The organism is Streptomyces sp. 796.1, assembly GCF_047525675.1.
Lineage (GTDB): Bacteria > Actinomycetota > Actinomycetes > Streptomycetales > Streptomycetaceae > Streptomyces.
Window position 1 is genome coordinate 117,865 of record NZ_JBLIWA010000014.1, and the last position, 21,991, is coordinate 139,855.

The window sequence follows — 21,991 nt, forward strand, 5'->3', positions numbered from 1 at the left end:
TCCGTGCCGTGCCAAGGAGCCTGAGCCAGATGTCCAATGAAGAGAAGCTGCTCGATCACCTCAAGTGGGTGACCGCCGAACTGCGCGAGACGCGGCAGCGGCTGCGTGCCGCCGAGTCGGCCGAGCCTGAGCCGATCGCCATCGTGGGCATGGCGTGCCGCTACCCGGGCGGCGTACGGTCGCCGGAGGACCTGTGGGAGCTCGTACGCGACGGCGGCGACACCATCTCCGACTTCCCGACCGACCGGGGTTGGAACACCGAGGAACTGTTCGACCCGGACCCGGAGCAGTACGGGAAGACCTATGTGGACCAGGGCAGCTTCTGTTACGACGCGGTCGCGTTCGATGCGGCGTTCTTCGACATCAGCCCGCGCGAGGCGCTGGCCATGGACCCCCAGCAGCGACTGCTCCTTGAGACAGCCTGGGAGGCGTTCGAGCGGGCCGGGCTCAGCCGTGACGCGCTGAGCGGCAGCAACACCGGGGTCTTCGCCGGTGTGGGTGCCCACGACTACCTGTCGGTCATCGGGAACATCACCAGCGACGTGGAGGGTTACGTCGGCGCCGGCAACCTCGGCAGTGTGGTCTCCGGCCGGGTGGCGTACACGCTGGGGCTTGAGGGCCCGGCGGTCACGGTGGACACCGCCTGCTCGTCGTCGCTGGTGGCGCTGCACCTGGCCAGTCAGGCGCTGCGGCACGGCGAATGCGATCTGGCGCTGGCCGGTGGCGTCGCGGTGATGGCCACGCCGGGTGCGTTCATCGAGTTCTCCCGGCAGCGCGGCATCGCACCCAACGGGCGGTGCAAGCCGTTCGCGGCGGCTGCCGACGGCACCGGCTGGGGTGAGGGTGCGGGGCTCATCGTGCTGGAGCGGCTGTCCGACGCACGCCGCAACGGTCGCCACGTGCTGGCCGTCATCCGGGGTTCGGCGATCAACCAGGACGGCGCGAGCAACGGCCTCACCGCCCCCAACGGCCCCTCCCAGCAGCGCGTCATCCGCCAGGCACTCGCCAACGCGAAGCTGTCCACGGCCGAGGTGGACGTGGTCGAGGGGCACGGCACCGGCACCACGTTGGGTGACCCGATCGAGGCGCAGGCCCTGCTCGCCACCTACGGTCAGGGGCGGCCCGAAGGACGGCCCCTGTGGCTGGGTTCCATCAAGTCCAACATCGGACACACCCAGGCGGCGGCCGGCGCGGCCAGCATCATCAAGATGGTGATGGCCATGCGGCACGGCGTGCTGCCCGAGTCGCTGCACATCGACGCACCCAGCCCGCACGTGGACTGGAGCGCCGGCGACGTACGGTTGTTGACCGAACAGGTGCCGTGGCAGCGGGCCGACGGGCCGCGCCGGGCGGGTGTCTCCGCGTTCGGGATCTCGGGGACGAACGCGCACGTGATCGTGGAAGAGGCACCCGAGACACCCGAGGCTCTCGAAGCAGCTCAGGCGCCCGGAACGTCTCCGGAAGGGGAAGCCGCGCCGCAGGGCTCCGCCGTGGTCGCGGGTCGGCTGTTGCCGTGGGTGCTGTCGGCCCGTACGCCCCAGGCGCTACGGGCCCAGGCGCAGGCCCTGGCTGACCACCTCACCCGCCACCCCCACCTCTCACCCCTGGACGTGGGCTGGTCCCTGGCCACCACCCGCACCACCTTCGACCACCGTGCCCTCATCACCACCACCCACCCCGACGAACTCCCCACCGCACTCAAAGCCCTCGCCACCGACCAACCCCACCCCCACCTCACCACCCCCGACACCACCCCCACCCCCACCGACCACGGCCCCGTACTCGTCTTCCCTGGTCAGGGGTCGCAGTGGGTGGGGATGGGCGCAGGGTTGCTCGAAGCCTCACCCGTCTTCGCGGCACGGGTTGCCGAGTGTGAGCGGGCGCTCGCGCCGTACGTGGACTGGTCGCTGACCGACGTCCTGAGCGGTGGTGTAGATGCTGCTGACCTTGGTCGGGTTGATGTGGTGCAGCCGGTGTTGTGGGCGGTGATGGTGTCGCTGGCTGCGGTGTGGGCGGATCAGGGTGTGACACCGGCCGCGGTCGTCGGACACAGCCAAGGTGAGATCGCCGCAGCCGTCGTCGCCGGCGCGCTGTCGCTGGAAGACGGTGCGAAGGTCGTCGCCCTGCGCAGCAAGGCTCTCCGCAAGCTGGCAGGTGGCGGCGCGATGGCATCGCTCGCGCTGAGCCAGGACAAGGCGGCTGACTTCCTGGCCGGGCTTGGTGAAGCAGCAGCCGGCGCGGGCATCGCAGCAGCCAACGGCCCCGGCTCCACCGTCATCTCCGGCCCGCCTGAGCACGTCCAACACGCCGTGACCACGCTGGAAGAGTCCGGTGGCCGGGCGCGGCTGATCGATGTGGACTACGCCTCCCACAGCCCGCAGGTCGACGAGATCGCCGACGAGTTGCACCAGGTGCTGGCCGGCATCACACCCACCCGCTCCGACATCGCCTTCTACTCCACCGTGACGGCCCAGCGCATCGACACCAGCGAACTGACCACCAGCTACTGGGTCACCAACCTCCGCGAACAAGTCCGCTTCGCAGACGCCGTACGCGTCCTCCTCACCGACGGACACCGGGTCTTCATCGAAGCCAGCACCCACCCCGTCCTCACCGTCGGACTCCAAGAAACCTTCGAAGAGACGGGCATCCAGGCGACGGCCGTCCCCACCCTCCGCCGCGACCAAGGCGGAGTGGACCAGCTCCTACGCTCCATCGGACACGCCTACACCGCAGGCATCACCATCGACTGGACCCGCTGGTACCCCACCAACCCCACCCCACGCGTCGTGGACCTCCCCACCTACGCCTTCCAAAGCGAACGCTACTGGGTTGAGGGCGGTGGTTCGGGTGGTGACCCCGCTGAGCTGGGGCTTACGGCTGCGGGGCATCCGTTGCTTGGTGCTGCCGTGGAGGTGGCCGAGGGTGGTTCGTACCTGCTCACCGGGCGGGTGTCGACACGGACGCACGGTTGGTTGGCTGATCACACGGTGCTCGACACGGTGCTCCTGCCGGGCACCGCGTTCGCGGAACTCACGCTGCACGCGGCGCGCCGGGTGGGCTGTGACCAGGTGGCCGAGTTGACGTTGCACGCGCCGCTGGTGCTTCCGGCGGGGACCGCGGCCGAGGTGCAGGTCGCCGTCGGGGGTGCGGATCACACGGGGCAGCGGCCGGTGTCGATCCACTCCCGGGTGGCCGGCGAGCCCGACGCGGGTTGGACCCGGCACGCCACGGGTGCGTTGGAGAGCGCGCCGGCCGCCGCCCTAGAGCCGCTGGACGGCGCATGGCCGCCGGCGGGTGCCACTCCGTTGCCGGTCAGGGACTTCTACGCGCAACTTGCTGATCACGGCTATCTGTACGGGCCCGCGTTCCAGGGGCTGACCGCGGCCTGGCGGGTCGGGGAGGCGATCTACGCCGATGTGCTGCTGCCGGAGCGGGAGCGGGACAAGGCGGGTGAGTACGGGGTGCACCCCGCGCTGCTCGATGCGGCGTTGCACGCCCGTGCGCTGGCGGTCGCGCCGGGTTCGGACGAGGCGGAGCAGGTGCTGTTGCCGTTCGCGTGGACGGGGGTGCGGCTGCGGGCCACCGGGGCGAACGCCCTGCGGGTGCGGATCGTACCGACCGCCGCGGACCGGTTGACGCTGACCGCGGCCGATCCGACCGGTGCGCCGGTGGTGTCGGTGGCGGACCTGATTCTGCGGCCCGTGGCCGGTGACCGGTTGAACCGGGCCTCGGTCGGCCGTAACTCGTTGTTCCAACTGGCCTGGCCGCCGGTGGCGCTACCGGATGCGGTGTCGCCTGCGGCCCGGGTCGTCGTGGGGCACGGTGCCGATGCCGGCGCCGAGGCGCTGGCCGATGCGCTGCCGGGCGCCGACCGCTACCCGGCGTTGGCCGGGCTGCGGACAGCCGTGGCCTCCGGGGTCGCCGCGCCCGCCACCGTCCTCGTCCACCTGGCGTCGCCCGACCCCGCAGTGGCGCAGGGGGACGCCGCCGCCGATGTCGCCTCCCATGCTCACCAACTTGCCGATGTTGTACGGGAGTTGTTGCAGGACTTCTTGGCCGCTCCGGAGTTGGCGGACAGCAGGCTGGTGGTGGTGACGCGGCGTGCGGTGGCCGCGCACGGGCACGAGGACGTGCTCGACCTGCCGGGCTCGACGGTGTGGGGCTTGGTGCGCAGCGCCCAGAGCGAGAACCCGGGCCGCTGTGCCCTGCTCGACCTGGATGGGAGCCGGGCGTCGCAGGAGGCGGTGGGTGCGGCGCTGGCCCTGGCGGAGCCGCAGATCGCGTTGCGCGACGGGCAGGCGCACGTGCCGCGGCTGGTGCAGGACGCGGAGGGGCGGCGGCTGGCCCCGCCGGAGGGTGTGTCGGCGTGGCGGCTCGGGCTGGTCGGCCAGGGCAGTCTGGAGAACCTGGCGCTGGTCGGCTGCCCGGAGAACACCCGCCCGCTGGATGTGGGTGAGGTGCGGGTGCGGTTGCGGGCCGGTGGGGTCAACTTCCACGACGTGGTGGTGGCGCTCGGCATGGTCGAAGACCCCAGGCCGCTCGGCGGCGACGGGGCCGGCACGGTGGTCGAGGTCGGGCCCGAGGTCACCGGGTACGCGGTGGGTGACCGGGTGATGGGCCTGTTCAACGGGACCGGGCCGCTGGTCATCACCGACCATCGGATGATCACCAGGCTGCCGGAGGGCTGGACGTTCGCGCAGGGCGCCACCGTGCCCTCGGCGTTCTTGACCGCGTACTACGGCCTGGCCGACCTGGGTGGGCTGCGGGCCGGCGAGCGGCTGTTGCTGCACGCGGCGACCGGCGGGGTGGGGCTGGCCGCGGTGCAGTTGGCCCGGCACTGGGGGGCCGAGGTGTTCGCCACGGCCAGCCCCGGCAAGTGGCATGCGCTCCGTGAACGGAAGTTCACTGACGAGTGGATCGCGTCCTCGCGCTCGCTGGACTTCGAGGAGCGGGTACGGGCGACCGCCGGTTCGGTCGACGTGGTGCTCAACTCGCTGGCGGCCGAGTTCGTGGACGCCTCGCTGCGCCTGCTGGCGCCCGGCGGTCGCTTCATCGACATGGGGCGTACGGACGTCCGTGACCCCGAAGCGGTCAGCGAGGCCCACCCCGGCGTGACGTACCAGGCGTTCGACCTGGTCACCGGGGCCGGGCCGGATCGTATCCAGGAGATGCTGGCCGACCTGTCGGCGCTGTTCGGCGACGGCACGCTGGCGCCGCTGCCGACGACGGTGTGGGACATTCGGCGGGCGCCCGACGCGTTCCGGTTCTTCAGCCAGGCGCGCCACATCGGCAAGATCGTGCTGAGCATTCCGGCCGAGCTCGACCCGAACGGCACGGTTCTGATCACCGGGGGCACCGGCACGCTGGGCGCCGCCACGGCGCGCCACCTGGTCAGTGCCCACGGCGTACGGCATCTGCTGCTGGTCAGCCGTCGCGGGGCGGCGGCCCCGGGGGCCGGCCCGCTGGCCGAGGAGTTGGCGGAGCTGGGGGCGCAGGTCACGGTGGCCGCCTGTGACAGCGGTGATCGACAGGCGCTGGCGGCCCTGCTGGCGTCGGTGCCGGCCGAGCACCCGCTGACGGCCGTGGTGCACGCGGCCGGGTTGCTGCGGGACGCCACGGTGCAGGCGCTCACCGCCGAGCAACTCGACGAGGTGCTGCGGGCCAAGGCGGACGCGGCCTGGCTGCTGCACGAGCTGACCCGGGACGCGGAGCTGTCGGCGTTCGTCCTGTTCTCCGCGGCGGCCGGGTTGCTCGGTGCGGCCGGGCAGGGCAACTACGCGGCGGGCAACACCTTCCTGGACGCGCTCGCCCACCACCGGCAGGCGAGCGGCCTCCCGGCCACCTCGCTGGCCTGGGGCTATTGGGCGCAGGCCACCGGAATGACCGGGGAGATGACCGACGCCGACCGGGCCAGGCTGGCTCGCGCCGGCATGGTGGGGTTGGAGACCGAGCAGGGCATGGCGCTGTTGGACGTCGCGCTGTCCAGCGGGCAGCCGCTGCTGGCGCCGATCCAGCTCGACCTGCCCGCGCTGCGGCGGCAGGCCCGCGACGCCGAGGCGGACACCCCGCCGGTCTTCCGCCAGTTGGTGCACTCGGCGGCCCCGCAGGCGGCGGCCAAGGTGGCGGAGTCCTCGGCCCCGGCCCTGGTCCAGACGCTGGCGGGGCTCGCCGAGGAGGACCGGCAACAGTTCCTCCTCGACCTGGTGCGCTCGCACGTGGTGACCGTGCTCGGGCACGAGAGCACCGACTCGGTGCAGGCCACGCAGAACTTCCGGGAGCTCGGATTCGACTCGCTGACTGCCGTCGAGCTGCGGAACCGGCTCAGCGCCGCCACCGGCGTGCGGCTGCCGGCGACCTTGGTGTTCGACCATCCGACGCCGATCGCCGTGGTGCGGCTGCTGCGGGAGCTGCTGGTGCCGGCGGGCGGCGCGGCCCCGGGTTCGGTGCTCGACGAGCTGGATCGGGTCGACGCCGCCCTGACCGCGGCGATCGAGGACCACGCGCAGCGTACGAAGATCGCCGCCCGGCTCCAGGAGCTGCTGCGCAAGGTGAACGCCGCGGCGGACGGGGCGGACGGTGACGAGGACTTGGAGTCGGCCACCGACGAGGAGTTGTTCGACGTGCTCGACAACGAGTTGCACATTCCCGCGGAGGACAGCCTGTGATGACCGCTGCCGCTCGCCCCCGCCCATACGCGCGTGAGCTGCCCGCCGCGCCCGCCGGGCGCCCCACGAACTCTCCACGCCCTGTGAATCCAGAAGGCCGCAACGATCGGGTTGATGTGACATGACGGATGACGAGAAGCTGCGCAGTTACCTCAAGCGCGCGACCGCCGATCTACGGTCGGCCAAGCGACAGTTGCGCGAGGTGGCCGACCGTGCGCGGGAGCCCATCGCCATCATCGGCATGGCCTGCGACTTCCCCGGCCAGGCGACGAGCCCGGAACGGCTGTGGCAACTGGTCAGCGACGGGGCGGACGTCATCTCCGGGTTCCCCGACGACCGCGGCTGGGACCTGGAGGCCCTCTACCACCCGGATCCGGAGAACCCGGGCACCAGCAGCGCCCGCGAGGGCGGGTTCCTGGAGAACGTCGCCGACTTCGACGCCGACTTCTTCGGCATCAGCCCGCGCGAGGCCACCGCGATGGACCCGCAGCAGCGGCTGCTGTTGGAGAACGCCTGGGAGGCGTTCGAGCGGGCCGGCATCGACCGGGACAGCCTGATCGGCAGCGACACCGGAGTGTTCGCCGGCGTCGACTCCTACCACTACCTGTCGCTCATCGGCGAGACGACGGACGAGTCGGCCGGCTACGTGGCGACCGGCAACCTGGGCAGTGTGGTCTCCGGCCGGGTGTCGTACTCCTTCGGCCTCGAAGGCCCGGCCGTCACGGTCGACACGGCCTGTTCGTCGTCGCTGGTGGCGATGCACCTGGCGACCCAGGCGCTGCGCCAGGGTGAGTGCAGTCTCGCGCTGGCCGGCGGCGTGACGGTGATGGCCACCCCCGGCGGGTTCACCGAGTTCTCCCGGCAGGGTGCACTCTCCCCCGACGGCCGCTGCAAGGCGTTCGCGGCGGCGGCCGACGGTACGGGCTTCGCCGAGGGCTCCGGCCTGATCCTGCTGGAGCGGCTGTCGGACGCGCTGCGCAACGGCCGCCGGGTGCTGGCCGTCATCCGTGGCTCGGCGGTCAACCAGGACGGCGCGTCCAACGGTCTCACCGCCCCCAACGGCCCCTCCCAGCAGCGCGTCATCCGCCAGGCACTCGCCAACGCCCGGGTGTCACCCGCCGAGGTGGACGCGGTGGAGGCGCACGGCACCGGCACCACGTTGGGTGACCCGATCGAGGCACAGGCCCTGCTCGCCACCTACGGCCAGGACCGGCCCGAAGACCAGCCACTGTGGCTGGGTTCCATCAAGTCCAACATCGGACACACCCAGGCGGCGGCCGGGGTGGCCAGCGTCATCAAGATGGTGATGGCCATGCAGCACGGCGTGCTGCCCGCCTCGCTGCACATCGACGCACCCACCCCGCACGTCGACTGGGAGGCGGGCGCGGTACGGCTGCTCACCGAACCGGTCGCCTGGACGCCCACCGGACGGCCGCTGCGCGCCGGCGTCTCCTCCTTCGGCGTGTCGGGCACCAACGCCCACCTCATCCTGGAACAGGCCCCGGCACCGGCCGACGACCAACCCACCGCCCCCGCCACCGACGCGCCCGCCACGGTGTACGGCGTGGCCCCCTGGGTGCTCTCGGCCCGCAGCACGGCCGCCCTACGCGGCCAGGCACAGGCCCTGGTAGACCACCTCGCGGCCACGCCCGCGGCATCGCCAGCCGACATCGGCTGGTCCTTGGCCACCACCCGGTCCGCCTTCGACCACCGGGCCGTGGTCGTCGGCCAGGACCTGGCCGGTCTCCGGACGGCCTTGGAGGCCCTGGCCGCCGGCGAGGCCCACCCCGACGTCATCACCCCGGGCACCGCAGCCACCCCCGGCGACCACGGCCCCGTACTCGTCTTCCCAGGTCAGGGGTCGCAGTGGGTGGGGATGGGCGCGGGGTTGCTCGAAGCCTCACCCGTCTTCGCGGCACGGGTCGCGGAGTGTGAGCGGGCGCTCGCGCCGTACGTGGACTGGTCGCTTGCCGAGGTGTTGCGCGGTGGTGTAGATGCTGCTGACCTTGGTCGGGTTGATGTGGTGCAGCCGGTGTTGTGGGCGGTGATGGTGTCGCTGGCCGCCGTGTGGGCGGATCAGGGTGTGACGCCGGCCGCGGTCGTGGGTCACAGTCAGGGTGAGATTGCCGCGGCCGTCGTCGCCGGCGCGCTGTCGCTGGAAGACGGTGCGAAGGTCGTGGCCCTGCGTAGCAAGGCGTTGCGCAAGTTGGCGGGTGGCGGCGCGATGGCATCGCTTGCGCTCAGTCAGGACAAGGCAGCCGACTTCCTGGTCGGGCTTGGTGAGTCGGCAGCCGGCGCGGGCATCGCAGCAGTCAACGGGCCTGGTTCCACGGTGATTTCGGGCCCGCCTGAGCACGTACAACACGCGGTGACCACGCTGGAAGAGTCCGGTGGTCGGGCGCGGCTGATCGATGTGGACTACGCCTCGCACAGCCCGCAGGTCGATGAGATCGCCGACGAGTTGCACCAGGTGTTGGCCGGCATCACGCCCACCACGGCCGATGTGGCGTTCTACTCCACCGTGTCAGCCCAGCGCATCGACACCAGCGAACTGACCACCGGCTACTGGGTCACCAACCTGCGCGAACAAGTCCGTTTCGCGGATGCCGTACGCGTCCTCCTCGCCGACGGGCACCGGGTCTTCATCGAAGCCAGCACCCACCCCGTCCTCACCGTCGGACTCCAAGAATCCTTCGAAGAGACGGGCATCCAGGCGACGGCCGTGCCCACCCTCCGCCGCGACCAGGGCGATGCGACGCAGCTCGCGCGATCGGTGGGGCAGGCGTTTGCGGCCGGGGTTGCGGTGGAGTGGCGGCGGTGGTTCCGCAGTGAGCCCACGCCGCAGGTGGTGGATCTGCCCACGTACGCGTTCCAGCGGGACAGGTACTGGCTTGAGGACACCAGTGGTCACGGGGGCGATCCGAGTCGGCTCGGGCTGTCTGCCGCGGGGCACCCGCTGCTCGGTGCGGCCGTCGAACTCGCTGACGGCAGCGGTCAGTTGCTCACCGGGCGGCTGTCCGCCTCGGTGCAGCCCTGGGTCGCCGAACACGTCGTGGCCGGCACCGCTCTGGTGCCCGGTGCGGCGCTCGTGGAGTGGGCGCTGCGGGCCGCGGACGAGGTGGGTGGTGCGGGCGTGGAGGAGTTGGCCCTCCAGGCGCCGCTGGTGCTTCCCGCATCCGGTGGGTTGCGCGTGCAGGTCGCGGTGGCCGCTGCCGGTGCTGACGGGCGGCGTGACGTACGGATCTTCTCGCGGCCCGAGCAGGACGCCGAGGCGCCGTGGGCGTGCCATGCCGTGGGGGTGCTCAGCCCGCCGGCGGACGGTGGCGAGCAGGGTGCGGGGCTGACCGGTCAGTGGCCGCCGGCCGGGGCCGAGCCGGTGGACGTGGCCGAGTTCTACGCCCAGGCCGAGGCCGCGGGCTATGGCTACGGGCCGTCCTTCCAGGGCCTGGAGGCTGCCTGGCGGCAGGGGTCCACGGTGTTCGCCGAGGTCACGCTGCCCGACGGGGCGGGCAAGCGGGAGGGGTACGGCATCCACCCGGCGCTGCTCGACGCCGCGTTGCAACCCTCGCTGCTGATGGAGCAGCCGGACGGGGAGGACGGTGGTGCGCTGCGGTTGCCGTTCGCCTGGAACCAGGTGCGGCTGTGGGCGACGGAGGCCAGTACGGTGCGGGTGCGGGTCACCCGGGACGAGGAGCGGGACGCGCTGGGCCTGACGGTGGCCGATGCGGTGGGCGCGCCGGTGCTGAGCGTCGATTCGCTGGTGACCCGGCCGGCGGAGAGCGGGCAGCTTCAGGCGGCGACCGTGACGCGGGGCGTGGACGGCCTGTTCGTACCTGACTGGACGCTGCTGCCGACGCTGCCGGCACCCGCTGATGCGGGGCGGGCGCAGACGGTGCTGGGTGACGGGAGTTGGGCCGTGCTCGGCGCTGACCCGTGGGGCCTGGCCGGGCTGAGCGTGCCGGGTGGGGGTTCCGATGCGGCGCAGGTGGTGCGGTACGCCGACCTGTCGGCGCTGGTCACGGCGCTCGACGACGGTCAGCCCGCGCCTTCGGTGGTGCTCGTCGCGGCGCACGGCGATGCCGGTGACGGGCTGCGGGTGGCGCAGGATTTGCTGGGGTTGGTGCAGAGTTGGCTGTTGCGGCCGGCACTGGCCGATGCCCATCTGGTGGTGGTGACCCGGGGCGCGGTGGCGGTCGGTGGCGCGGTGGCCGAGCGGGATCTGGCCGGTGCCGGTGCCTGGGGCCTGCTGCGCAGTGCCCAGTCGGAGAACCCGGGCCGCTTCCTGCTCCTCGATGTGGACGCCGATGTTGCGGACCTGCCGGTGGCCGTGCTGCGCGGTGTGGAGCTCGGTGAGCCGCAGCTCGCGCTGCGCGCGGGGCGGGTGCACGCGCCCCGGTTGGTGCGCGCGGGTGCCGGTGCGGTCGCGGCCGAGGACGCGGCAGGGGAGCTCGACCCGGCGGGCACGGTGCTGATCACCGGTGGCACCGGCACGTTGGGTGCGCTGGTGGCCGAGCACCTGGTGCGCACCGGGCAGACGAGGCATCTGCTGTTGGTCAGCCGCCGGGGCGAGCAGGCCGCTGGTGCGGGTGAACTCGCTGAACGGCTGGTCGAGTTGGGTGGTCAGGTGCGGATCGTGGCGGCGGATGTGACGGAGCCGGCCGCGGTGGCCGAACTCCTCGCCGGGGTGCCGGCCGAGCACCCGCTGACCGGCGTGGTGCATGCGGCCGGCGTGCTGGAGGACGCGGTCCTCACCTCGCAGTCGGCGGACGCGCTGGCCCGGGTGTGGGACCCGAAGGCGACCGCTGCGGCCACCTTGCACGCGGCCACTGCCGGGCTTGAGCTGCGGCTGTTCGTCCTGTTCTCCTCCACGGCGGCCACGCTGGGCTCGTCGGGGCAGGCCAACTACGCGGCGGCGAACTCCTTCTGTGACGCGCTCGCCGCGCACCGGCAGGCGCTCGGGCTGCCGGGCGTGTCGATCTCCTGGGGTCTGTGGGGTGACGCGAGTGGGATGACGGGGCACCTGGACGAGGCCGCCCTGGAGCGGATGGCCCGCTCCGGCATCCACCCGATGAGCGCGGAGCGCGGGCTGGGGCTGCTGGACGCGGCGGTGGCGCACGGCGCGCCGCATCTGATCGCCATGGACCTGGACGTACGGGCGCTCGCCGGGCAGCCTGCGCTGACGCTGCCCGCGCCGCTGCGCGGTCTGACCGGTGGTGCTGCGGCGCGCCGTACCGCGGCGGCCAGCCAGCCGCTGACGGACTGGGCCGGGCATCTGGCGGCGCTGACCGCCGCCGAGCAGCACCGGGTGTTGCTGGACCTGGTGCTCACGCACGCGGCGGCGGCACTCGGCCACGCCGATCCGGGGCGTATTCAGACCGAGCGCGGGTTCCTTGAGCTGGGTTTCGACTCGCTGACCGCGATCGAGTTGCGCAACCGGTTGGGCAGTGTGACCGGGCTGCGGCTGGCCACCACGCTGATCTTCGACCACCCCAACCCGGTGGCGCTCGCCGCCCATCTGCACGCCGAACTCGCGCCGCGCGCCGCGGACCCGCTGCCGCCGTTGCTCGGTGAGTGGGAGCGGTTGGAGGGCGCGGTGCTCGCGGCGGCCCAGGACGCGGCGGCGCGCGAGGCGTTGTACGAGCGGCTGCGCGCCACCATCGGGAAGTTGGACGCGCTCGGGGGCGGCCGGCCGGCGGCCGGCCAGGAGCAGGGCGTGGACGAGGTGGCGGTGAGCGGAAAGATCCAGGACGCCACCGCCGACGAGATCTTCCAATTCATCGACCGGGACCTCGGCCGAAGCGACGACGGAGAGCACATGGGGAGCACGCGTTGATTGACGAGCGGAGCCGGAAGAAGCTCATTCGTGAGCACAGTCGACTGATGAACGCCGCGGACGTCGACGGCCTGCTGGGCCTGTACGCGGACGAGGTCACGGTGGAGGACCCGGTCGGTGGCGACCAGCGGTCCGGGCGGGAGGCGCTGCGCGCGCACTTCGAGGAGTTCGCCCGGGCCGGGGTGCAGGAGACGATGGGTGATCCGGTCGCGGGCCAGGACGGCAGTCACGTGCTGGCCCCGGTGAGGGCCGTGATGGATTACCTGCCCAAGGGGCCGGTCTTCGCCGAGCGGGGTTGGATCGAGGCCCCGGAGCAGCCCGCTGGCAAGCGCATCAGTTGGGACTACGTGCTGATGCTGCGGACCGGGAAGGGCGGGGCCATCACGGAGTTCAAGGCCCTGTGGGGAAGGTCGGACATTGCCGTCACGGACTGAATCCGCGCCCGCCCGCACCCAGCGAGGAGATTTCCATGGCCGATGAGGCGACCCTGAAGCAGTTGGCGCTCGAATACGCCAAGCGCATGAACGACGGTGACGTCGAGGCCGTTCTTGAGCTGTTCTCCGACGACGTCGTGTTCGAGGACCCGGTGGGTGCGCCGCCGCTGGTCGGCAAGGACGCGCTGCGCGGCCACATCGCCTGGTCCATCGAGTGCCAGGTGCATGAGGAGCCGGGGCATCCGGTGGTGTCCATGGACGGCAAGAGCGTGGCCGTGCCGACGACGGTGACGGTGTACGCGCCGGCGAAGCTGACCTTCCAGATCATCGGCATCATCGAGCTCGGTGATGACGGGCTCGTCCACCACGCCCGGGCGTTCTGGGGCATCACCGACACCAAGGTGGGTGACGGTCCGGAGTTGACGGGTGTCGCGCACTTCATGGCGGTGACCCAGAACCTGGCCAAGATGGTGCAGGCCAAGGGCAGCCCTAGTCCGACTTAAGCGATGCCGGACATCATCACAGCGACGCCGTGCCCGCTTTGGTGCGGCGCCGCCCAGACCGGCAGCAGGCCCGTGTCCGGCCCCGCGCACGCCGGGGATCTTCGTGCCGTACCAGCAGGTGGGGCGTTCGCCCGGCGGGTGTCGTCGGGCGGGGTCCTCGTGCGGCGGGTGCCGGGCGGGCCCGGTGCGGCCGGGGCACCACCGCGTATGTCCGCCGCCCTCACAACTCTCCCGTCGGCCGCTCGCGCCAGGGGCCAGCGCCTCACATCGCCCATCTGGAACAGCACGGGCCGTCTCGGGGAAGGGACGAAAGCATCACCATGACCACACCGAAACATGGAATCGTTCTGGGCGGCGGTTGGGCCGGAATGCTGGCTGCCCACGTGCTGGCCCGCCATGCGGAGACCGTGACCGTCGTGGAGCGCGACGTGCTGCCCGACGGGCCGCGGCACCGCAAGGGTTCGCCGCAGGGCCGGCACGTGCACGTGCTCTGGTCCAGCGGTGCGCGGATCATCGACGCGTTGTTGCCGGGCGTGATCGAGCGGCTGTTGAAGGCCGGTGCGCGCAAGGTCAACTTCCACCAGGACCTGGTGACGTTGACCTCGCACGGCTGGCAGCACCGCTTCCCGCCCCGGCAGTACGCCATCATGTGCACCCGTCCGTTCCTGGACTGGAACGTGCGGGACGAGATCCTGGCCGGCGGCCGGATCACGGTGCGTCAGCGTACGGAGATCCTGGACCTGGTCGGCGACGGCAGCCGGATCAGCGGGGTGCGGGTGCGGGACGTGGACAGCGGGGTGACCGAGACGCTCGGCGCCGACCTGGTGGTGGACGCTTCGGGGCGTGGTTCGCGGCTGCGGCACTGGCTGTCGGCGCTCGACCTGCCGCCGATCGAGGAGGACGTCGTCGACGCGGGCATCGCGTACGCGACCCGTATCTACCAGGCGCCGCCCGGTGCGACCGACGGTTTCCCGGCGATCAACGTCGCCGCCGACCACCGGGTGCGCGAGCCGGGCCGTTTCGGTGTGGTGTATCCACAGGAGGACGGCACCTGGATGGTGACGCTGTCCTGCACCCGGGGCGCGGGGCTGCCGACGTCGGACGAGGAGTTCTTGCCGTACGCGCGCACGCTGCGGCACCCGCTGGTCGCCGACCTGATCAGTTCGGTCGAGCCGCTGACGTCGGTGGCCGTCTCCCGGGTGGGTGCCAATCGGCGGCTGTACCCGGAGCGGCTGGCGCAGTGGCCGGAGGGGCTCGTGGTGCTCGGGGACGCGCTGGCCGCGTTCAACCCGATCTACGGGCACGGCATGAGCACCGCCGCCCGGGCCGCCGCGGCGCTGGACGAGCAGCTCGCCGCCGGTGGTGAGGGCGCGGGCACGGCGCGGCGCATCCAGGCGGCGATCAGCGCGTCGGTGGACGACCCGTGGATCATGGCGGCGTCCAAGGACGTGGAGTACGTGGGCTGCCGCATGAACGCCAAGGACCCGCGGCTCACGGGTGGGGCGACGGCGCGGCAGCGCTTCTCCGACCTGATCGCCGACCGGGCCATCAGGTCCGCCGGGGTGTGCGACGTGGTCACCGACGTCATCAGCCTGTCGGCGCCGCAGTCGGAGCTGGCCTCCAATCGCTTCCTGTCGTTGATGCACCAGGACCGGCTGTTGCCGGAGTTGACGGCGCCGCCCCTGACCCCTGACGAGCTGTCCCTGGTGCAGCTCAGCCCGGAGAGCCTGGCGGGCGTCAAGGGCGTCACCGGCTGACCCGTACAGCACTCGGTCCGGTCCGCATCGACGGCCTAGGCGAGAAAGGCCCGCTCTTTCCATGACGAACGAAGAAAAGCTCGTCGACTACCTCAAGTGGACTACGGCCGAGCTCCATCAGACCCGGCAGCAGGTGCGCGAGCTCCAGGAGCAGCGGCAGGAGCCGATCGCCATCGTCGGGATGGCCTGCCGCTTCCCCGGCGGCGTGCGCACGCCCGGGCAACTGTGGGACCTGGTGGCCGACGAACGGGACGCCATCACCAGCTTCCCCACCGACCGCGGCTGGGACCTGGAGAACCTGTACCACCCCGATCCCGAGCACCACGGCACCTCGTACGTGCGGGCGGGTGGCTTCGTCCACGACGCGGCCCACTTCGACGCCGGGTTCTTCGACATCAGTGACCGCGAAGCGCCGGCGATGGAGCCGCAGCAGCGGCTGCTGCTTGAGGTGGCCTGGGAGGCGGTGGAGAGTGCGGGCATCGCGCCGCACACCCTGCGTGCGTCGGCGACCAGCGTGTATTCGGGTGTGATGTACCACGACTACGCGTCCCGGCTGACGGAGATCCCCGAAGGGTTGCTCGGCTACGTCGGCAACGGCAATGCGGCCAGCCTGTCCGCCGGCCGCATCGCCTACACCCTGGGGTTGCAGGGCGCGGCGGTCTCGCTCGACACCGCTTGTTCGTCCTCGCTGGTGGCGATGCACCTGGCGGCCCGGGCGCTGCGGCAGGGCGAGTGTTCGCTCGCGCTGGCCGGTGGCGCCGCGATCAACTACACCGCGAGCGCCTTCCAAGTCGCTTCCAGTCAGAGGCAGTTGGCGCCCGATGCGCGCTGCAAGTCGTTCGCGGACGCCGCCGACGGGATGGTGTACTCCGAGGGGGTGGGCCTGGTCCTGTTGGAGCGGCTTTCGGACGCCCAGCGCAACGGGCACCAGGTGCTGGCCGTGATCCGTGGCTCGGCGATCAACCAGGACGGTGCCAGTACGGGCATGGCGGCGCCCAACGGCCCGGCACAGCAGCAGTTGATCAGGGACGCGCTGGCCAGTGCCCGGCTGACGCCGGCGGACGTGGACGTGGTGGAGGCGCACGGCACCGGTACGGCCTTCGGTGACTCGATCGAGTCGCAGGCACTGCTGTCCACCTACGGCAAGGACCGGCCGGCCGACGATCCGCTGCTGCTCGGCTGCATAAAGTCCAACATCGGTCACACCCAGGCCGCGGCCGGCATCGCCAGTGTGATCAAGATGGTGGCGGCGATGCGGCACCGTACGCTGCCGCCGTCGCTGCACGTGGACCGGCCGACCCGGCTGGTGGCCTGGCGTACGGGCGCGGTGCGGCTGGTGACCGAGGCGACCGCGTGGCCACAGCGGGAGCGTCCGCTGCGGGCCGCGGTCTCTTCCTTCAGCGCCAGCGGCACCAATGCGCACCTGATCCTGGAGCAGCCGCCGGCGCAGCCCGCCACGGACGCCCCGGCGCGGCCGGCCGCCACGGCCGGCGGGGTGGTGCCGCTGCTGGTCTCCGCCCGTACGGAGCAGGCGTTGGCCGGGCAGGCCAGGGCGCTCGTGGCGCACCTGGGCGCGGTCGACGACCTCAGCCCCGGCGACGTCGGCTGGTCCCTGGCGACGACGCGTACGGCGTTCGAGCAGCAGGCCGTGGTGATCGGCGCGGACCGCGAGGAGTTGTTGGCGGGGCTTGCGGCGCTCGCTGCCGGTCGGGCGCACCCAACGGTGGCCGGCCCCGAGGCGCTGCGGCCCGGGGCGCGGGCGACCGGCGCGGGCACGGTGGTGTGGGCGTTCGGCTCCACCGATGGGTGGCGTCCTGGACTGGGCGCGGAGTTGTACGAGCGGTTCCCAGCCTTCGCCACGGCCTTCGACGAGGCGTGCGCGGCCTTCGACACCTGGCTGGAGCGACCGCTGCGCGAGGTGGCGTTCGGCTCGGCGCCCGGCAGTGCGCGCCTGTTGGAGTCCGCCGGGTACGCCAGGGCCGCGCGCTGTGCCCTGCACCTCGCGCTGGCCAGGTTGCTGCTGGCGCTCGGCAGCACGCCGGACGCGGTCGTCGGCACGGGTGCCGGGGAGATCGCCGCCGCGCAGGTGGCCGGCGCACTGACGGTGGCCGACGCCTGTGCGCTGGTCATCGCCGACGCCGAGGGCCCGCAGCGAGTGCGGCAGACCGCGGCCGGTCTCGACTACCGGCAGGCCACCATCACGGTGCTCTGTGCGCGTACCGGCGAGGCGGTCACCGATGCGGTCGGCACCGCCGACCACTGGATCGGCCGGAGCACGCGGGGTGCGGCGGGGGCCGCGGACGGCCTGGCCGAGGTGCTGACCGGGGCGGGCGCCCTGGTGGACCTCGGGCCCGAGCCGCTGTGGGAACCCGCGCTGGTGGAGGCCGTGGGCGTACCGCTGGTAGTGGGTGCGCTGGCTCCGGAGCGGCCCGAGGTGCGGGCGCTGCTGCATTCGCTGGCCCGGTTGCACCTGTCGGGCCGGGCCGTGGACTGGCCCGCCGTGTTCACCGGCGGGCCGGCGCCGCGGACCGTACCGCTGCCGACGTACGCCTTCCAGCGGCGGCGCTACTGGCTTGAGGACGAGCCGGCGGCCGGTGCCCCGGCGGCCTGGACGCCGGCCGACACGGCGTTCTGGGGCGCCGTCGACCAGGCAGATCCGGCCGCACTGGCCCGTGCGCTCGGCGTGACCGGAGACGAACGCGCCCTGCTCCAGCAGGCGTTGCCGGCCCTGGCGGCCTGGCGCCGGCGCCAGCAGTGGCAGTACCGGGTGGGTTGGCGGGCCGTGGCCGACGCGGTGGACCCGCGGCTGTCCGGGCGGTGGCTGGTGGTCGCCGCGCAGCAGCAGCCGGCGGATGAGGACTCCGCGCGGCAGCCGGAGGGGCAGGGCGGGCCGGCCGGCGGGTTGGTCGCGGCGGTGCGCGGTGCGCTGGTCGGCCGGGGCGCCGATGTGGTGCCGCTGGACGTGGAGTTGACCGGCGCCACCGGCGCGCAGTGGTCCGAGCAGGTGGCGCGGGCCGCCGCCGGGCAGCCGCTGGCGGGTGTGGTGTCGTTGTTGGCCCTGGTCGGGCAGGGACCGGCGCCGTCCGCTGACGGCTTGGGCCCGGGCGGGCCGGGTCAGGCCGTGGCCCCGACGGTCGTACTGGCTGACGCACTGGAGCGGGCGCAGGTCGCGGCGCCGCTGTGGGTGTTGACGCGGGGCGCGGTCCAGGTGGACGCCGGCGATCCGCCGGCCCATCCGGCACAGGCCGGCCTGTGGGGTCTTGCCGGGGCGCTGGCGGCGGAGCGGCAGCGGGCGTGGGGCGGCGTGGTCGACCTGCCCGTGCGGTTCGACGACCGGGCCGGGCGCCGGCTGGCCGGCGCGCTGCTGGCCGAACTCGACGAGAGCGAGGTGGCGTTGCGGTCCGACAGCGCCTTCGCCCGCCGGCTGGTGCGCCAGGTGCCTGCTGCCCCTGAGACGGACGACGCGGCGCTCCGGGGCACGGTGCTGATCAGCGGGGCCGCCACCGCCGCCGGCCGGTACGCGGCCCGCTGGGCGGTGGATGCGGGTGCCGCCCACGTCCTGCTGGTGGACGCCACCGCACCGGATGGCACGTGGGTGTCCGAGCTTGGCGCGCGGGCCGGGTCGGCCGGTGGCCGGGTGTCGGCCGTGGTCGCGGACCTGGCCGAGGCGGCGGAGGTCGCCCGGGTGGTCGCCGCGGTGCCCGCCGACGCCCCGCTGACCGCGGTGGTGCACCTGGCCAGCGACCTCCCGCAGGAGGCCGGCCCGCTGGACGCCGACCGCCTGGTGGGCGAGTGGCCAGGGGCCGTGGCCGCTGCGGCGCACCTGTGCGCCGTCGGCCGTGAGCACGAACTGCCGGCCGTGGTGCTGTGTTCGTCGATCGCGGGTGTGTTCACCGGCCCCGGCCTGGGCAACCAGGCGCCCGCGCACGCGTATCTGAACGCGCTCGCCCAGCAGTACCGGGCGCAGGGTGTGCCCGCGGTCTCGGTGTGCTGGGGTCCGGTGGACGAACCGAATCCGGCCTCGGGCGCCGGCAAGCAGTTGCGCGGCAACGGTGTGGCGGCGCTGCCCGAGGCCGCGGTGGGCGCCGCGCTGTGGCAGGCGGTCACGGCGCGGCCGGCGGCGCTGGTGGTCGCCGACGTCGATTGGGGCTGGGTCGCCGCGCACGCGCCCGAGCTGGGCGTCCGGCAGCTCTTCGCGGACCTTCCTGAGCTGCGGCGACAGCCGGTGCCCGGGTCGGCCGCGGCCCCCGCCCGTACGCCGTCGTGACCGGCGGCTGCGCACCGCTGGGCCGGCCCGTCGTGCGACGGCGGCCGGTTTGGCACCCCCTTGGGCCGGTCACGGCCCGGCACACGAGTTCTTGGGGACGGCCACCCCCGTCGGCGACGCCGGCGGCCACGTCCCGAAGCCCCAACCAGACGGGAGAAAGTGATGCAGACGGACAACAGCGAGGTCAACCTCGACGGCACCGAGTTGCAGAAGCAGCTCGCCAGCGCCTCGCCGGAGGAGCGCGAGGCGATTTTGCGGGAGACGGTACGCGCCCAGTTGGCGGGCATCCTCTCCCCCACCGTCATCGAGGACGACAGCAACTTCCTTGAGAACGGGCTCACTTCGCTCACCGCGCTGGAGCTGACCCGCAACCTGATGACGCTGACGGACGTGGAGATCCCGCTCGTCGCGATCCTGGAGTACCCGACCCCGGCCGCACTCGGCAACTACCTCGCCGAGGCGTACGCGGCGGTGGCCAGCGGTGAGGCCGCGGCTGCCGGCAGCACCACGGAATAGCCGGACGGGCGGAGCCATGGCTCGCGCCCAAGGCGGTCACCAGCCGCCCCGGAGCCGGCCGAAGGCCGCACCACGCGCCGCACCAGGAGCACGCCACGACCTGGTGCGGCGCTGCGTATGCCTGGCCTGTCGCAGCTCAGATCCAACTTGTCCCGCGTCGGGCCTGTCGTCCGTCCGTGTCGCCGTACGCCGGTGCCGCCGTATGCACCTGTGTCGCCGTACATCCGCGGCGTCGGGCGCGCGCGGCGGCGTACCCCTGCACGCGAAGCCGTACCCCCGCGCGGGGAGCTGCGAGATCCGGTCGCTGCCAAGCGGTGGGCCGCGGGGCGTCCGGGGCCTTCATGCTGGCGCCCCGTGGGTCGGATCCACTCAGGGGTGGGAGCGGGCTCAGGGCTGGGAGCGGGGGCGCCCGCCGAGGAAGTCCGTCGTGGCCGCCACGAACTGTTCGGGGTCGTCGAGCCACGGGTAGTGGCCGGCTGCCGGCTGCACCACGAGGGCGGCGTCGGGGAAGACCTTCGCGAACTCGGCCGCGACCGCCGGCGGGCTGTTGACGTCGAACTCTCCCGTCAGCAGCAGGACGGGCGCCGCACAGGAGGCGAGTGCCGCACGCGTGTCCTTCGGGGTGAAGGCGCCCTCGGCGGCGAACTGGGCGACGGCTTCCGGGTTGCTCGGACGGCTGGCCGCGTGGTGCTGGCGCGCCGCGGCGTCCCATCGGCCCCAGAAGAAGGGGGCGACGGCCTCCCAGTCCTCGCCCGTGCCGTCGGCGATCGCCTTGAGGGCGGCGAACGCCGCCGGGAACCAGGGCTCGTCCTTCCTGAGCTGCGCGACCGCGCGCCGCGCCTCTGCCGTGACCGCCAGGCCGACGGCTCGGGGGCTGGGTCCGACGAGGGTGAGCTTGCCGACCCGCTCCGGGTGCCGGGCCGCGTACTGCGTCGCCGTGTTGGTACCGGCGGAGTGCCCGAGGACGTCGACCCGCGGCAGATCGAGGTGGATGCGTAGTGCCTCGACGTCGTCGACCAGCCGGTCGCAGCGGTAGGTGGAGGCGTCCTGGGGAATCGCGGACCGGCCGGTGCCGCGAAGGTCCAGGACGATCAACCGGCGGTGCGCGGACAGACCACCGAGGTCCCCGAGGTAGCCGGAGTCCGCGGGACCGCCCGGGATGCAGAGGACCGGCTCGCCGGCGCCGATCACGCGGTACGAGAGCCGGGTTCCGTCTGACGCGCAGAACGCGGAGTAGGTCGCCATGGGGCGGATATTGCCAGCCACGACCTGGCATTACAACCAGGTTATGACGAGGGCGGCGTGGTGTATAACCGGGTGGTGGCAGGTGAAGAGAGCCCTCGGCGAACGCCCGAGAAGCTGACCGAGGAACAGGCCGAGCAGTTGCTCGCCGACATGAACGAGGTCATCCGCGCAGGTGAGGAGATGCGCACGCTGCGCGCCGAGATGGTCAAGGTCTTCGCGGGCTATGGCTGGACGCAGGAGCGCATCGCCCAGCTCACGGACATGAGCCAGCCCGCCGTGTCCAAGCAGTTGGCGAAGCACAGGTCCGACGGGTTGCGGCCTCCGCTGGACGTGTCGCTCGGCCAGCGCGACGTCCCCTGGCTCGAAGGCCGGCTCTGGGGCCTCGCCGAGGAAATCTCCGAGGTCCTTGCCGAAGCCGCGCACTGCACTCGCTGCGTCACCGCGCTCGCCCGCGGGAGGAGACGCTTCACGCCGCAGACCGTCGACGCGTTGCGGCGTCTCGTCGAGGAGGACCTGAGGGTGTTCCGGGCGGAGCTGCCCGCCACCTTTCGGAGCGCGTACGACGAGATCAGCCGTGGCCTTGACGTCCCGCCGAAGATCACCACCCGCGACTCGGCATCGGTACGCCGCACCGTCGCCCACCGCGTCCAGCGCGACGCCCTCAAGGGTTGACGGTCGGTCGCCCACGGGCACAGCCTTACCGACCTCGCCCACAAGCACCCCGCGCCAGCCCACCACCACGGCCGGCCCGTACTCGTCTCCCGTCCG

The 21,991-nt window shown here is 72.7% G+C and carries 8 protein-coding genes and 1 pseudogene; 8 read left to right on the plus strand and 1 reads right to left on the minus strand.

Annotated features, from left to right (window positions below):
- Window positions 1-29: 29 nt before the first annotated feature.
- From ACMA1D_RS12175 to ACMA1D_RS12205, 7 genes and pseudogenes are all read left to right on the plus strand, one after another.
- Window positions 30-6,668 (plus strand): annotated as a pseudogene (locus ACMA1D_RS12175) (SDR family NAD(P)-dependent oxidoreductase); the annotation flags it as partial.
- A gap of 121 nt (window positions 6,669-6,789) precedes the next feature.
- Window positions 6,790-12,501 (plus strand): SDR family NAD(P)-dependent oxidoreductase, encoded by a 5,712-nt coding sequence (locus tag ACMA1D_RS12180; RefSeq protein WP_414723919.1) that lies wholly within the window; start codon window positions 6,790-6,792, stop codon window positions 12,499-12,501.
- Complete coding sequence (locus ACMA1D_RS12185; RefSeq protein ID WP_414723920.1) at window positions 12,498-12,935, plus strand: nuclear transport factor 2 family protein; 438 nt, start codon at window positions 12,498-12,500, stop codon at window positions 12,933-12,935. Before ACMA1D_RS12180 ends, ACMA1D_RS12185 begins: the two co-directional genes overlap by 4 nt.
- Window positions 12,936-12,970: 35 nt before the next feature.
- Window positions 12,971-13,438 (plus strand): nuclear transport factor 2 family protein, encoded by a 468-nt coding sequence (locus ACMA1D_RS12190; RefSeq protein WP_414723921.1) that lies wholly within the window; start codon window positions 12,971-12,973, stop codon window positions 13,436-13,438.
- A 320-nt stretch (window positions 13,439-13,758) separates the two neighbouring features.
- Window positions 13,759-15,195 (plus strand): NAD(P)/FAD-dependent oxidoreductase, encoded by a 1,437-nt coding sequence (locus ACMA1D_RS12195; protein WP_414723922.1) that lies wholly within the window; start codon window positions 13,759-13,761, stop codon window positions 15,193-15,195.
- 61 nt (window positions 15,196-15,256) lie between these two features.
- On the plus strand, window positions 15,257-19,462 hold the full coding sequence (locus ACMA1D_RS12200) for a type I polyketide synthase (protein WP_414723923.1): 4,206 nt from the start codon (window positions 15,257-15,259) through the stop codon (window positions 19,460-19,462).
- Window positions 19,463-19,624: 162 nt separating this feature from the next.
- A complete protein-coding gene (locus tag ACMA1D_RS12205) occupies window positions 19,625-19,978 on the plus strand; it encodes an acyl carrier protein (RefSeq protein WP_414723924.1) in 354 nt (117 codons plus the stop codon).
- Between the two features lie 387 nt (window positions 19,979-20,365).
- Here the strand turns inward: ACMA1D_RS12205 and ACMA1D_RS12210 are convergent, their stop codons facing one another.
- On the minus strand, window positions 20,366-21,223 hold the full coding sequence (locus ACMA1D_RS12210; protein WP_414723925.1) for an alpha/beta fold hydrolase: 858 nt from the start codon (window positions 21,221-21,223) through the stop codon (window positions 20,366-20,368).
- A 75-nt stretch (window positions 21,224-21,298) separates the two neighbouring features.
- Here ACMA1D_RS12210 and ACMA1D_RS12215 point away from each other — a divergent pair, with 75 nt between their 5' ends.
- Window positions 21,299-21,895, plus strand: a complete 597-nt coding sequence (locus ACMA1D_RS12215; protein WP_414723926.1) for a sigma-70 family RNA polymerase sigma factor — start codon at window positions 21,299-21,301, stop codon at window positions 21,893-21,895.
- Window positions 21,896-21,991: the final 96 nt, after the last annotated feature.

Coding starts and splice junctions, on each gene's coding strand:
- ACMA1D_RS12190 (WP_414723921.1), top strand. CDS start 12,971: ATGGCCGATGAGGCGACCCTGAAGCAGTTGGCGCTCGAATACGCCAAG.
- ACMA1D_RS12205 (WP_414723924.1), top strand. CDS start 19,625: ATGCAGACGGACAACAGCGAGGTCAACCTCGACGGCACCGAGTTGCAG.
- ACMA1D_RS12200 (WP_414723923.1), top strand. CDS start 15,257: ATGACGAACGAAGAAAAGCTCGTCGACTACCTCAAGTGGACTACGGCC.
- ACMA1D_RS12210 (WP_414723925.1), bottom strand. CDS start 21,223: ATGGCGACCTACTCCGCGTTCTGCGCGTCAGACGGAACCCGGCTCTCG.
- ACMA1D_RS12195 (WP_414723922.1), top strand. CDS start 13,759: ATGACCACACCGAAACATGGAATCGTTCTGGGCGGCGGTTGGGCCGGA.
- ACMA1D_RS12180 (WP_414723919.1), top strand. CDS start 6,790: ATGACGGATGACGAGAAGCTGCGCAGTTACCTCAAGCGCGCGACCGCC.